The sequence below is a fragment of the Kocuria sp. APC 4018 genome (assembly GCF_030407675.1).
GTDB classification, from domain to species: domain Bacteria; phylum Actinomycetota; class Actinomycetes; order Actinomycetales; family Micrococcaceae; genus Kocuria; species Kocuria rhizophila.
Map to the genome: position 1 here is coordinate 38,320 of NZ_JASDCY010000004.1, position 13,412 is coordinate 51,731.

Consider the following 13,412-nt stretch of genomic DNA (forward strand, 5'->3'; position numbering starts at 1 on the left):
TTTCCGAAACGGCGCATAGGATGGAGAACGAGTCGTGTCGCGGGCGCGGAAGCGCACCAGCACGGCGCCGCATCTACACGAGGGAGTGAGCAGGATGGTCGAATCGTTCGACGCCGTTGACGTGATCCGCATGAAGAGGGATCGCCAGACGCTGTCCCCGGAGGCCATCGACTGGGTGATCGACGCCTACACCCGCGGTGTGGTGGCGGACGAGCAGATGTCCGCCCTGGCCATGGCCATCTTCCTCAACGGCATGGACCGGACCGAGATCTCCCGGTGGACGCAGGCCATGATCGACTCCGGCGAGCGCATGAACTTCCAGGCGCTGTCCCGGCCCACCGCGGACAAGCACTCGACCGGGGGCGTGGGGGACAAGATCACGCTGCCGCTCGCCCCGCTGGTTGCGAGCTTCGGGGTGGCGGTGCCGCAGCTCTCGGGCCGCGGGCTGGGCCACACGGGCGGCACCCTGGACAAGATGGAGGCCATCCCCGGGTGGCAGGCGGATCTGTCCAACGAGCGCATGATGGAGATCCTGGACACGGTGGGCGCGGTGATCTGCGCGGCCGGCAGCGGCCTGGCCCCCGCGGACAAGAAGCTCTACGCGCTGCGCGACACCACCTCCACGGTGGAGTGCATCCCGCTGATCGCGTCCTCGATCATGTCCAAGAAGATCGCCGAGGGCACCGGTGCCCTGGTGCTGGACGTCAAGACCGGCCCGGGCGCGTTCATGAAGCTCGAGCAGGACGCCCGCGAGCTCGCGCGCACCATGGTGGACCTGGGCAAGGACCACGGCGTGAACACCGTGGCCCTGCTCACGGACATGTCCCGCCCGCTCGGACGCACGGTGGGCAACGCCCTGGAGGTGCGCGAGTCCGTGGAGGTGCTCGCCGGGGGCGGTCCCAGCGACGTCGTGCGCCTGACCGTCGCGCTCGCCCAGGAGATGCTCGCTGCGGCCGGTGTGAAGGACGCGGACGTGGAGGCCGCGCTGCGTGACGGCCGGGCCATGGACTCCTGGAAGAAGATGGTGGCCGCTCAGGGTGGCGATCCGGAGGCCCCGCTGCCCGTGGCGAAGCACACGCAGGACGTGCTGGCCGAGACGGACGGCGTGCTCACCGAGATGGACGCCATGTCCGTGGGGGTGGCGTCGTGGCGCCTCGGAGCGGGCCGCGCCCGGCAGGGGGACCCCGTGCAGGCCGGTGCCGGTGTGGAGATCCACGCGGTGCCCGGCGAGCGGGTCACCCGTGGGCAGAAGCTGTTCACCCTGCACACGGACACCCCGGAGCGCTTCGAGCGCGCGCTGGAGTCCCTGACCGGCGGCGCCACCATCGACCCCGACGCCGCGGACGGCACCGGCGCCCGCGAGGACGTCGTCATCGACAGGATCGACTGAGTCAGCGCCCCGCACTGCCGTGCCCGCGGCGTGCCCCACGACCGTTGCCGGTGCGGACCGCACGGCAGCCCGAAACCACTGAGGAGAACCACATGATCACCCGCGCAGAGCTGGCCGCCATGGTCGACCACACCCTGCTCAAGCCCGAGTCCACCGCCCAGCAGGTCGCGGACCTCGCCCGCGAGGCCGCTGACCTGGGGGCCTACTCCATCTGCGTCTCGCCGTCCCGCCTTGACGTGGAGCTTCCCGAGGGCGTCAAGCTGGCCACCGTGTGCGGCTTCCCCTCCGGCGCCCACCCCTCCGAGGTCAAGGCCGTGGAGGCCGCGGACTCCGTGGCCCAGGGCGCGGACGAGGTGGACATGGTCATCAACCTCGGTCTCGCGATGGACGGGGACTGGGACGGCGTGCAGGAGGACATCGAGGCCGTGCGTGCCGCGTGCCCCGAGCCCACCGTCCTGAAGGTCATCATCGAGTCCGCGGCGCTGGACGACGAGCAGATCGTGGCCGCGTGCCGGGCTGCCGAGGCCGCCGGGGCGGACTTCGTGAAGACGTCCACGGGCTTCCACCCCGCCGGCGGCGCGAGCGTGGAGGCCGTGCGGCTCATGGCCGAGACGGTCGGCGGCCGCCTGGGTGTGAAGGCTTCGGGTGGCATCCGCACCACGGAGGCCGCACTGGCCATGATCGACGCCGGGGCCACCCGCCTGGGGCTCTCCGGCACGGCTTCTGTACTGGAAGGACTGGATTCCTGATGAACACGCAGCTGGCAGACCGCGTCCAGCAGTGGCTGGAGCACGACCCCGACGAGCGCACGCGCGCCGAGCTGAGCGCGCTGCTGGAGAAGGCGCAGGGCGGGGACGACGCCGCCGCGGCGGACCTCGAGTCCCGCTTCGAGGGGCCCCTCATGTTCGGCACCGCCGGGCTGCGCGCCGCGGTCGGCGCGGGGGAGTCCCGCATGAACCGCGCCGTGGTGATCCGCGCGAGCGCCGGGCTGGCCTCGTTCCTCGCGGACCGCGTGGGCTCCGAGCCCCTCGTGGTGGTGGGCTGCGACGCCCGGCACGGTTCCGAGGACTTCGCCGCCGATGCCGCCGCGGTGTTCGCCGCGGCCGGCTGCCGGGCGGTGCGCCTGCCCGCCCAGCTGCCCACGCCGCTCGTGGCCTACGCCGTGCGTGAGCTCGGAGCGGACGCCGGTGTGATGGTCACGGCCTCCCACAACCCGCCCGCGGACAACGGCTACAAGGTGTACCTCGGTGCCCGCGCCGTGGACGGCGACGACGAGATGGGCGTGCAGATCGTGCCGCCGGACGACGCCCGGATCGCCGAGCGCATCGCGGCCGCCCCTTTCGCGGACGAGGTCCCCCGCGACCCCGAGTCCGTGACCACCGCCGAGGACTCGGTGCTGGACGGCTACGTCCGCCGCGCCGCCTCCCTGCGGGCCGGCGCGGGCGAGGGCCAGGAGATCCGGATCGCCCTGACGCCCATGCACGGCGTGGGTCTGGGCACCGCCCTGCGCGTCCTGGACGAGGCCGGCTTCCCGAACGTCTCGGTGGTGGCCGAGCAGGCCGAGCCGGACCCCGACTTCCCCACCGTGGCGTTCCCCAACCCGGAGGAGCCCGGCGCCATGGACCTGCTCATGGCGCTCGCGGCCCAGGAGGACGCGGACGTGGCCATCGCCATGGACCCGGACGCCGACCGCTGCGCGGTGGCCATCCCCACCGGCGCAGGCACCGGGGACCCGCTGCGCGACTGGCGCCGTCTGAGCGGCGACGAGATCGGGGCCCTGCTCGGCGAGGACGCGGCCTCCGACCCCGACCGCGCGGGGGACACCCTGGCGTGCTCGATCGTCTCCGGCCGGCTGCTGGGGCGCATTGCCGAGAACCACGGGCTCTCCTTCCGCCAGACCCTCACGGGCTTCAAGTGGATCGCCCGCACACCCGGGCTGCGCTTCGGCTACGAGGAGGCGATCGGCTACTGCACCGACCCCACCGCCGTGCGCGACAAGGACGGGGTGACCACCGCGGTGCGCGTCGCCTCGCTGGTCGCCCGGCTCAAGGAGCGCGGCACCACGGTCCAGGACGAGCTGGACCGGCTGGCCCACATGCACGGGCTCTTCGCCACGGCACCGCTGACGTTCCGCGTGGCGGACCTCTCGCTCATCACCCGCGGCATGCAGCGGCTGCGCGAGAACCCGCCCACGGAGCTCGCGGGGTCCCCGATCGCGGAGTTCGTGGACCTGGCCAAGGGCAGCCCCGAGCTGCTCCCCACCGAGGGCATCCTCATGCGCACCGAGGCGGACGACCGCGTGATCGTGCGCCCCTCCGGCACCGAGCCCAAGCTCAAGTGCTACCTGGAGGTCGTGCTCCCGGTGCTGGACGACGGCGTGGTCCCGCGGGAGGACGCCGCGCAGCGGCTGCAGCAGATCAGCACGCAGCTGCGGGAGGTCGTGGGTCTGTGATCCCCGAGCGCGCCCCAGCCTCCCCGAGGCGGTGAACGCGACTCACGACGAAGCCCCTGTCACCTGGTGTTCCAGGGGACAGGGGCTTCGTGCTGCGCGGAAGGTAAGGGATTTGAACCCTTGGTACGGGGTTACCGCACACTGGTTTTCAAGACCAGCTCCTTAGGCCGCTCGGACAACCTTCCCTCCGTCCGGTTCCGCGCGGGGCGGTCTCGGACAAGTGGCCATTATTCCACGCGGCGCGCACGGGGTGCCACCGTGCCGCCCCGGGGACGACGCCGCTCCGCCGCCTCCCACGGGGCGGTGCGGCTGTCCGCCAGGCGGGAACAGCGGCGTCGTCCCCTGGCGCGGGCGGCGGCACCGGCGGGAGGATGGGCACGAACGAGCCGACGAGCGAGAGGAAGCAACCATGCGAGCCGTACGAGATCTGCGGTCCGGGGGCCCCGAGGTCCTGGAGGTCACCGAGGTGGCGGAACCGGAGCTGACCCCCGGTGGGGTGCTGATCGAGGTGACCGCCGCCGGGCTGAACCGCGCGGACGTGCTGCAGCGGCAGGGCCACTACCCGGTGCCCGAGGACGCCACGGACGTGTTCGGTCTGGAGGTCTCCGGGACCGTGCTGGAGCTCGGACAGGAGGTGCCGGAGACGCTGGGCTTCGCCGTGGGGGACCGCGTGGTCGCGCTGGTGGACTCCGGGGGCTACGCCGAGCGCGCGGTGGCCCCGTGGGAGCAGGTGCTCCCGCTGCCCGAGGGCGTGGACCCGGTGGCTGCCGCGGGACTGCCGGAGGTGGCCGCCACGGTGTTCTCCAACGTGTTCATGGCCGCCGCCGCGCGCGAGGGGGAGACCCTCCTGGTCCACGGCGGTGCCGGCGGGATCGGCACGCACGCGATCCAGGTGGCGCGGGCCCTGGGCATGCGGGTGCTGGCCACCGTGGGCAGTACGGAGAAGGCCCGGGTGGTGGAGGAGCTGGGTGCCACCGCGATCACCTACCGGGACGAGGACTTCGTGGTCCGCGCCCGGGAACTCACCGACGGCCGCGGGGTGGACGTGGTTCTGGACGTCGTGGGCGCCAAGTACCTCGAGCCCAACCTGCGGGCGCTCGCCGCGAACGGGCGCATCGTGGTCATCGGGATGCAGGGCGGGGCCAAGGGGGAGCTGAACGTGGGCCTGCTGCTGCAGAAGCGTGCCGCGCTCATCGGCACCACGTTGCGGGCACGCCCCGCGGCGGAGAAGGCGGCGATCATGGCCGCGGTGCGGGAGCACGTCTGGCCGCTGCTGGCGTACGGGGCCGTATGGCCCCTCGTGTCCCGCGTGTTCCCCCTCGACCGGGTGCGCGAGGCCCACGAGTACTTCGACAGCGGCTCCCACGTGGGCAAGGTGCTGCTGAGCATGTGACGCGTGCGCGGCGCCGGGCGGGTCCACCTGGGCGGGCACGTGGCGCGGCTCGCATACAATCGTGCGCACCATCACACGCGTTTTCCAGCGTGCTGGCACGACGTTCGGAGCCTTCCCCATGAGCACCACACACCACCAGGCGGCGGGAGCACCCCGCCCGGCGGACGAGAGCCATCCCGATCTCCCGCCCAACCACGTGGACCCCGAGGTCCTGGACCGCGAACAGACCCGGTGGACCCCGCTGCGGATCGCCCTGTGGGTGGGCGTGGCCCTGCTCGGCGGAGTGGCCTGGTCCATGATCGCGTTCGCGCGCGAGGAGTCCATCAACGCGATCTGGTTCGTGTTCGCGGCCGTGTGCAGCTACTTCATCGCGTACCGCTTCTACTCCAAGTTCATCGAGATGAAGCTGACCCGGCCGGACGACCGGCGCGCGACCCCGGCGGAGTACCACGCCAACGGCAAGGACTACATGCCCACGGACCGGCGGGTGCTCTACGGGCACCACTTCGCCGCGATCGCGGGCGCGGGACCGCTCGTGGGGCCCGTGCTCGCCGCGCAGATGGGCTACCTCCCGGGAACCATCTGGATCATCGTGGGCGTCATCCTGGCCGGCGCGGTCCAGGACTACCTGGTGCTGTTCTTCTCCATGCGCCGGGGCGGGCGCTCCCTCGGGCAGATGGCCCGTGAGGAGCTGGGCGTGGTCGGTGGCTACGCCGCGATCGTGGCCACGCTCGCGATCATGGTCATCATCGTGGCCATCCTGGCCCTCGTGGTGGTCAACTCGCTGGGCGAGTCCCCGTGGGGTGTGTTCTCCGTGGGGATGACCATCCCCATCGCCCTGTTCATGGGCCTGTACCTGCGCTACCTGCGCCCCGGCAAGGTCATGGAGATCTCCGTGATCGGGTTCGTGCTGCTCATGGCGGCCATCGTGGGCGGCGGCTGGGTGGCCAACACCGAGCTGGGTGTCCAGCTGTTCACCCTGGACCGGGTCACCCTCGCGTGGTGCGTGATCGGCTACGGCTTCGTGGCCGCCGTGCTGCCCGTGTGGCTGCTGCTCTCGCCGCGCGACTACCTCTCCACCTTCATGAAGGTGGGCACCATCGCGCTGCTCGCCGTGGCCATCGTGGTGGTGCGGCCCGAGATCACCACGCCGGCCGTCAGCGAGTTCGCGAGCCGCACGGACGGGCCGGCCTTCACGGGCTCGCTGTTCCCGTTCCTGTTCGTGACCATCGCGTGCGGAGCGCTCTCCGGATTCCACGCCCTGATCGCCTCCGGAACGACCCCCAAGATGATCGAGAAGGAGCGCCAGGCGCGGTTCGTGGGCTACGGCGGCATGCTCATGGAGTCCTTCGTGGCGATCATGGCGCTCGTGGCCGCGGTGTCGATCGACCGCGGCATCTACTTCGCCATGAACGCCTCTCCCGCCGCCACCATGGGCACCGTGGAGGGCGCGGCGGCCTACGTGAACTCCCTCGGGCTCTCCGGCGTGCACGTGACCCCCGAGATGCTCCAGGGGACGGCGGACGCGGTGGGCGAGGAGTCCATCGTCTCCCGCACGGGCGGCGCCCCCACCCTCGCGGTGGGCCTGGCCCACATCATGAACCAGTGGTTCGGCGGAGCCTCCATGATGAGCTTCTGGTACCACTTCGCCATCATGTTCGAGGCGCTGTTCATCCTCACGGCGGTGGACGCCGGGACCCGCGTGGCCCGGTTCATGCTCACCGACACCTTGGGCAACTTCTTCCCCAGGTTCCGGGACGCGAACTGGCGCGCCGGAGCGTGGCTCACCACCGCGGTCATGGTCGCGGGCTGGGGTTCCATCCTGATCCTGGGCGTCACCGACCCCCTCGGCGGGATCAACACGTTCTTCCCGCTGTTCGGCATCGCCAACCAGCTCCTGGCGGCCATCGCCCTGGCGGTGTGCCTCGCGATCGCCGCGAACACGGGGCGGTTCAAGTACCTCTGGATCATCCTGCTGCCGCTCGCGTTCGACGTGGTGGTCACGGTGACCGGCTCGTGGATGAAGATCTTCTCCTCGGACCCCAAGGTGGGGTACTGGGCCAGTCACTTCGCGGTCAAGGACGCCCTGGAGCAGGGCAAGACCAGCTTCGGGGCGGCCAAGGACGTCGCGGCCATGGAGGCGGTGGTCCGCAACACGTTCGTGCAGGGCAGCCTGTCCATCCTGTTCGTGGTGCTCACGATCATCGTGGTGGTGATGGCCGTGGTGGAGACGGTCAAGGCCCTGCGGGGCCACCAGCGCCGCACCCGCGAGGACCCCTTCGTCGAGTCGCGGATCTACGCGCCGTCGGGGCTGATCGCCACCCCATCCGAGAAGGCGCTCGAGAAGCAGTGGGCGGCCCTTCCGCTCGAGCTGCGCACCCCCACGGGCGGAGGCCACCACTGATGCCCGCGGCCGAGGGGGCGGAGCTCACCACGCGCGGTGTGCTCGCGTCCTGGTGGCAGCGCGCGCTGCGCTTCGGCAACGGTGTGCTGGGCGCGGACAAGTACGAGCGCTACCTCGAGTACCACCGGGCCACCGGGAGCGTGGAGGCTCCCATGACGGAGCGGGAGTTCTGGCGCGACTACCAGGACTGGCAGGACGCGCACCCCGAGGGGCGGTGCTGCTGAGGGGATAGCATGGACCGCTGCCGGCGGACACGGGAAAGAGGTTTCGGTGGGATTCTTCGGTGAGTACAGGGCCACGCGCCGTGACGAGCGCGAGCTCGGGGAGGGCGTCTGGCGCCGCGCGCACGACCGCTTCAAGCGGGGCCTGGACCGGTACCACCAGATCCTGGAGTCCGTGCGGGACCCCGAGCTGCGGGAGGCCGCGGTCTCCGTGGCGAACGACCTCGCGGACCTGCTGCCGCGGGTGCGTGCCGTGTGCACGGAGGCCCACCTGCGGGCTCCGTCCCAGACCCAGGACATCCCGCACTCCTCGTCCGGCTACCTCTCGGACGTCCACCGCCAGCTCTCCCGGGCCGGCAACGCCATGGCGCAGACGGCCGAGGCTCTGACCATGGCGCGCTTCGCCGCGCAGGGCACTCAGCGCTCCGGGGCTCCTGACTCCGCGTCGAGTGGGCGCGGTCTCGGGGCGGCCGGCTCTGCAGAGGGCGCGCGGGGCCCCCGGTCGGGGTCGACCACGGGGGGCGACGCCGCCGGGGCTGTGCGGCGACCCCACTCGCCGAGCTCGGGGGTCGGCTCCGTCCAGCGCCGCTTTGCGGTGGTGCAGGAGCACGTGGATTCGGCGGAGTCCCTCTTGGCGGCCCACCAGGGAGATCGAGCCGCACGCTGAGCGGGCGGCCGCCGAGGGCAGCCCTGGACTGCGGTGAGCGGAACGACTGGTCGGGCAGAGACGCGCCGAGCGGCGTCGAGCGGGCGGGCACTCCAGGTGCTGGCCAGGGGCCGTGGAGAGGTCTGCCGGGTTGTGTCCGGGCGGTGCCCCGGGACCCCTCCAGCCCTCGACCGTCTCCGGTCACCGGGAAGCGTCTCCGGGGCACCGGTGTGTCCCCTGTGGTGGACCTGGCGGCCGCCTGAGCCGCACCGTCCTGGTCGCAAGTTTATAAAACACCGTTGTGCCACGGTAGGCCTGCGCGGGATTGTTGCCGCCCCCGGTGCGTTCGCGGTGCTCATAGACTGAAGGGCGTAGCGGTGCCGACCCGAGGAGAACCATGCCCCAGCGGACGCAGAGTCCTTCGCCCACGCCGGCCACTGTCGACGACGGCGTCCTCGTCCGCCAGGGTCTCAGCTCGGACGCCGTTGCCGAGCGGATCGCCCTCGGGCTGACCAACGCGTCCTCCAGCACCACGTCCCGCAGCGTGTGGGCCATCGTCCGCACCCACGTGTTCACCCTCTTCAACCTGGTGCTGGGGCTGTGCGCGGCGGTCATCATCGCACTGGGCCGGTGGCTGGACCTGCTGTTCTGCCTGGCCGCGGTGAGCAACGTGGTGATCGGCTTCGTCCAGGAGTACTCCGCCAAGCGGCAGCTGGACAGGATCGCCCTGCTGCGCCGGGATCCCGCGCGGGTGCTCCGCGACGGTGCCACCGTTCGGATCCCCCTGGAGGAGATCGTGCTGGACGACGTCCTGCTGCTCTCCCGCGGGGACCAGGTCCCGGCGGACGCCGTGGTGCTCGAGGCGGACGGCCTGGACCTGGACGAGTCACTGCTCACGGGGGAGAACGACCCCGTGGTCAAGCGCCGGGGGGACCAGGTGTTCTCCGCCTCGAGCGTCACGGGCGGCGCGGGGAAAGTACGGGTCACGGCCGTGGGGGAGGCGTCCCACGCCTCCAGACTTGCCACCGAGGCCAGGCAGTTCGCCCCCATCAACTCGGAGCTGCGGGCCTCACTGGCTCGTGTGGTGCGGTGGCTCACCATCGCGCTGCTGCCGATCGTGGCCGTGGTGCTCAACGGGCAGATGCTGGCCGCCGGCGGGTGGCAGCACGCGTTCACCTCGGGCGGCTGGGAGGACGCCCTGGTCGCGGCCGTCTCCTCCGTGGCGTCCATGATCCCGCAGGGTCTGGCGCTCATGACCACCATCAGCTTCGCGGTGGCGGCCGTGAAGCTCGCCCGTGACGAGGTGCTGATCCAGGAGCAGCCCGCGGTCGAGGTGCTCGCCCGCGTGGACACCGTGTGCTTCGACAAGACCGGCACGCTCACGGAGGGCGGGGTCTCGTTCGACGCCGCCCGCAGCCTGACGGCCGGGGCACGCCCGTCTCCCGGCGGCGTCGGCGAGCGCCCCGCCGCCACGCCGGACCGTGGCCGCGCTGACGGTGCTCCCGGGCGGAGCGCTGCCTGCGAGGCGACCACCACAGCCTGCACCGCGGCGTCGACGTCTGCCGGGGACAGGCCCGACGGCGTCACGGGACGAGCGGCCACCGACGTGGTGACGCCCGCGCCCGACGCCGCGGCCGCGCTCGCGTGGTTCGGAGCGGACCCGCACGCGAACCCCACGGCGGCCGCGCTCGCCGAAGGCTTCGAGCACCCGAACCCGCTGCCGCCGGTGGCCGTGCTCGCCTTCTCCTCCGCCAACAGGTTCTCCGGCGTGGAGTTCCCGGACAGCGGGGCCTGGATCCTGGGTGCCCCGGAGGTGCTGCTCGCGGCGCCGGAGCACCTCGCGGCGCGGGGGCACGCGCACGCCCTGGCGGCCGCGGGAATGCGCACCATGGTGCTCTCCCACGCGCCCCACCTGGTCCTCGCGGACGAGGGCGGGGTGGACGAGAAGCCGCGCGCCGCGCAGGTGCTGCCCGCCGAGCACGAACCCCAGCTGCTGCTGACCTTCTCGGAACAGGTGCGCTCGGACGCACGGCAGACCCTCGAGTACTTCCGGGAGCAGGGTGTGGACCTGAAGGTGCTGTCCGGGGACAACCCCGCCACGGTGGCGGCGGCTGCGGCCACCGCCGGGATGGACGTCTCCCACGGGGCCGTGGACGCGAGCACGCTGCCGGAGGACGGCGAGGAGCTGCACCGCGCCGCGCTGGAGCACAGCGTGTTCGGCCGGGTGTCACCTCACCAGAAGAAGAACATGGTGCTCGGACTGCAGCGGAGCGGGCGCGTGGTGGCCATGACGGGTGACGGGATCAACGACGCCCTGGCCCTCAAGCACGCGGACCTGGGGATCGCGATGGGCAACGCCGCGCCGGCCACCAAGGCCGTGTCCCGACTCGTGCTGCTGGACGGGCAGTTCTCCCGGCTGCCCTCGGTGCTGGGTGAGGGGCGTAAGATCATCGCGAACATCGAACGGGTCACCAACCTGTTCCTCACCAAGACGGGCTTCGCGGTCATGATGGGGCTCGCGCTCGGGCTGCTGGCCTGGACCTTCCCGTTCCTGCCGCGTCAGTACTCCACGGCGGATGCGCTGATGATCGGCATCCCGTCCTTCGTGCTCACGATGCTCCCGAACACCCGCCGCTACGTCTCCGGGTACCTGCGCCGGGCCCTGCACTTCGCGCTGCCGAGCGCGGCGATCGTGACGCTCTGCGTGGTGGGTCTGAACTTCTACGAGCGCACCGTGGACCCCGCGCACAGCACGGGGGCGTTCCAGACCGCCAGCTTCATGGTGCTCGTGCTCGTGGGCCTGTGGGTGCTGTGCGTGGGCTCCCGGCCGCTCACGCCCGTGCGCCTCGCGCTGGTGCTGGCGATGTACGCGGGGCTCGTGCTGGTCCTGGTTGTGCCCCTCTCCCTGGCGTACCACCAGTTCGAGCTGCCCCACGAGTCGCTGTTCTGGGCGTCGCTGGCGATTGCGGTGGCGGGTACCGTGCTCGTGGAGATCAACTTCCGGGTGCACACGCGGTGGCTGCGGCGCACGCAGCGGGAGGCGTACCGGGAGGCGGAGAACGCCCAGCAGCAGTGACAGTTCCCGCCGGACACGCAGAACGGGCGGCCCCGAGGAATCCTCGGAACCGCCCGTTCTGTAGCCGCGGAACAGCTGCCCGGGGCCGTGTGGAGCCGCCTGCCGGAATCGAACCGGCGACCTATTCATTACGAGTGAATCGCTCTACCGACTGAGCTAAGGCGGCGTGACCGGGATGCGGACACCCCAGATGCACGCCGAAACAGTATCAGATGCCGGTCAGGCACCACCAATCACGCCTGCGCGGCGAGCTCAGCTCTGCTCGCACATGGTGCCCTCGTCCGGCAGCCGGCCCCGGAGGAAGTAGTCGTCCACGGCGTCCGTGATGCACGAGGAGCCGGAGGTGTAGGCCGTGTGGCCGTAGCCGTCGTGGGTCAGCAGACGGGCGTCCCCGAGCTGATCGGTCAGGGACTCGGCCCAGGCGTGGGGCGTGGCCGGGTCGTGGGTCGTGCCGATGACCAGGGCCGGGGTCTCCATGTCCGCGCGGTAGTCCTCGAGCGGGGTAACGGGCTCGTCCGGCCAGCCCTGGCACGCCGCAGCCCCGTAGCCCAGGTAGGGGCCGAACGTGGGGGCCTGCTGCGCCATGTCGCGGGCGGCCCGCTCCATCTGCTGGTCCGTGACCTTTGCGGAGGAGGCGTCCAGGCAGCTCACCGCGGTGAAGGCCATGGACACGTTGGAGGTGTACTCCCCGGATGGGCTGCGCCCGTGGTTGGAGTCGCTGAAGGCCATCAGGGCGTCGTAGGTCCCGTCGAAGGCCTCCTGCAGCGCGGAGTTCAGCTGGGAGTAGCCGGTGGTGGAGTACAGGGGCACCAGGATCCCCTCGATCGCGTTCGTGGCGGTCACGGTGCGCCCGTCCGACGTCTTGGCGTGCCCCTCGGAGACGGTGGCCAGCATGTCCTGGACCCGGGAGATCCCCGCGTCCACGTCCGCGCCGGCCACCGCACAGTCCTTGGTGGTCTCCTGGCAGTCGGCCACGAAGTGGCGCAGGTTGTCCTCGAATCCCTTCGCCTGCGCCAGCGCTGCGGACTGCTCGTCCAGGGTGGGGTCCACCGCGCCGTCCAGCACCATGCGTCCGGTGCGGGCGGGGAAGAGGTGGGCGTACGTGGCACCGATCTCCGTGCCGTACGAGAAGCCCAGGTAGTGCGTGGTGGGCTGCTGCAGCACCGCCCGCAGGACGTCAAGGTCCCGGGCCACGCTCTGGGTGTCCATGTGGGACACCACGGCCGAGGAGTTCTGGTGGCACTTCTCGCCGACCTCCCGGGAGCTCGCCCGCAGCTCCTCGAGGGACTGCTTCTCGGGGTCGAACGCGGGTTCGGAGCGCCACTCGTCCATCTCACGGTCCGTGAGGCACTCGATGCCGTCCGAGCGGTCCACCCCGCGCGGGTCGAAGCCCACGAGGTCGTACTCCCTGCGCATGTCCTTGGAGGAGAAGTAGTCCGCGGACGCCATCATGTCCACGCCCGAGCCGCCGGGGCCACCGGGGTTGAGGAACAGGGTTCCGGCGGCGTCCCCGTCCGAGGCCTTCAGCCGCGCGATCTCCACGGTGGTGTCGCCGGCGTCCGGGTGGGCGTAGTCCACGGGCACCGTGACGCCGGCGCACTCCAGGCCCCGGGGGAACTCCTGCTTCTGGGAGGTCTTCTCGCACTCGCCCCACTGCGGGGTCTGCGTGTAGAACCGCGTCAGCGCAGGATCCGTGCCGGCCGCGACCTCCGGGTCGGCGCTGCCGCTGGCGTCGGACGCCCCGGTGCCCGCGCTCGAGCACGCGGACAGGGACAGCGCGGCCGCGCACAGCAGGACGAGCGCGCGGTGGGGAAGTCTGCGGTTCACGGG

General features: G+C 71.6%; 9 protein-coding genes and 2 tRNA genes. 8 read left to right on the plus strand and 3 right to left on the minus strand.

The window, feature by feature from the left end:
• Window positions 1–94 precede the first annotated feature (94 nt).
• From QL985_RS01490 to QL985_RS01500, 3 genes are all read left to right on the plus strand, one after another.
• Window positions 95–1,390 carry a thymidine phosphorylase gene (locus QL985_RS01490; RefSeq protein ID WP_121566296.1) on the plus strand — a complete coding sequence of 432 codons (1,296 nt, stop codon included), beginning with the start codon at window positions 95–97 and terminating at the stop codon, window positions 1,388–1,390.
• Window positions 1,391–1,482: 92 nt separating this feature from the next.
• Window positions 1,483–2,139, plus strand: a complete 657-nt coding sequence (deoC, locus tag QL985_RS01495) for a deoxyribose-phosphate aldolase (RefSeq protein ID WP_039101062.1) — start codon at window positions 1,483–1,485, stop codon at window positions 2,137–2,139.
• Window positions 2,139–3,842, plus strand: coding sequence for a phospho-sugar mutase (locus tag QL985_RS01500; protein WP_259905328.1), 1,704 nt, complete (start codon window positions 2,139–2,141; stop codon window positions 3,840–3,842). The genes deoC and QL985_RS01500 overlap by 1 nt, the downstream gene beginning before the upstream one ends.
• 97 nt (window positions 3,843–3,939) lie before the next feature.
• On the opposite strand, the gene QL985_RS01505 is transcribed toward QL985_RS01500, so the two are convergent.
• Window positions 3,940–4,027 (minus strand) — tRNA-Ser (locus QL985_RS01505).
• A 224-nt stretch (window positions 4,028–4,251) separates the two neighbouring features.
• Here QL985_RS01505 and QL985_RS01510 point away from each other — a divergent pair.
• The 5 genes from QL985_RS01510 (at window position 4,252) to QL985_RS01530 (ending at window position 11,582) form a co-directional block, all read left to right on the plus strand.
• Window positions 4,252–5,235 carry an NAD(P)H-quinone oxidoreductase gene (locus QL985_RS01510; protein ID WP_191550733.1) on the plus strand — a complete coding sequence of 328 codons (984 nt, stop codon included), beginning with the start codon at window positions 4,252–4,254 and terminating at the stop codon, window positions 5,233–5,235.
• A gap of 118 nt (window positions 5,236–5,353) precedes the next feature.
• The gene (locus QL985_RS01515; protein WP_223110584.1) at window positions 5,354–7,639 is read left to right on the plus strand and encodes a carbon starvation CstA family protein; all 2,286 of its coding nucleotides are present in this window, start codon (window positions 5,354–5,356) and stop codon (window positions 7,637–7,639) included.
• Entirely contained in the window at window positions 7,639–7,863 is a 225-nt protein-coding gene (locus QL985_RS01520) for a YbdD/YjiX family protein (protein WP_135010770.1), read from the plus strand. The genes QL985_RS01515 and QL985_RS01520 overlap by 1 nt, the downstream gene beginning before the upstream one ends.
• 46 nt (window positions 7,864–7,909) lie before the next feature.
• On the plus strand, window positions 7,910–8,527 hold the full coding sequence (locus QL985_RS01525) for a hypothetical protein (protein WP_259905327.1): 618 nt from the start codon (window positions 7,910–7,912) through the stop codon (window positions 8,525–8,527).
• Window positions 8,528–8,903: 376 nt separating this feature from the next.
• A complete protein-coding gene (locus QL985_RS01530; RefSeq protein WP_259905326.1) occupies window positions 8,904–11,582 on the plus strand; it encodes an HAD-IC family P-type ATPase in 2,679 nt (892 codons plus the stop codon).
• Between the two features lie 90 nt (window positions 11,583–11,672).
• Here the strand turns inward: QL985_RS01530 and QL985_RS01535 are convergent.
• Together QL985_RS01535 and QL985_RS01540 are read right to left on the minus strand one after the other, a co-directional pair.
• Window positions 11,673–11,748 (minus strand) — tRNA-Thr (locus QL985_RS01535).
• 86 nt (window positions 11,749–11,834) lie between these two features.
• Complete coding sequence (locus tag QL985_RS01540) at window positions 11,835–13,409, minus strand: alpha/beta hydrolase (RefSeq protein WP_259905325.1); 1,575 nt, start codon at window positions 13,407–13,409, stop codon at window positions 11,835–11,837.
• Between the last annotated feature and the right edge of the window lie 3 nt (window positions 13,410–13,412).

Excerpts from the sequence above, each read along its gene's own strand:
- QL985_RS01490 (WP_121566296.1), top strand. The coding sequence starts at position 95 with ATGGTCGAATCGTTCGACGCCGTTGACGTGATCCGCATGAAGAGGGAT.
- deoC (WP_039101062.1), top strand. The coding sequence starts at position 1,483 with ATGATCACCCGCGCAGAGCTGGCCGCCATGGTCGACCACACCCTGCTC.
- QL985_RS01500 (WP_259905328.1), top strand. The coding sequence starts at position 2,139 with ATGAACACGCAGCTGGCAGACCGCGTCCAGCAGTGGCTGGAGCACGAC.
- QL985_RS01510 (WP_191550733.1), top strand. The coding sequence starts at position 4,252 with ATGCGAGCCGTACGAGATCTGCGGTCCGGGGGCCCCGAGGTCCTGGAG.
- QL985_RS01515 (WP_223110584.1), top strand. The coding sequence starts at position 5,354 with ATGAGCACCACACACCACCAGGCGGCGGGAGCACCCCGCCCGGCGGAC.
- QL985_RS01520 (WP_135010770.1), top strand. The coding sequence starts at position 7,639 with ATGCCCGCGGCCGAGGGGGCGGAGCTCACCACGCGCGGTGTGCTCGCG.
- QL985_RS01530 (WP_259905326.1), top strand. The coding sequence starts at position 8,904 with ATGCCCCAGCGGACGCAGAGTCCTTCGCCCACGCCGGCCACTGTCGAC.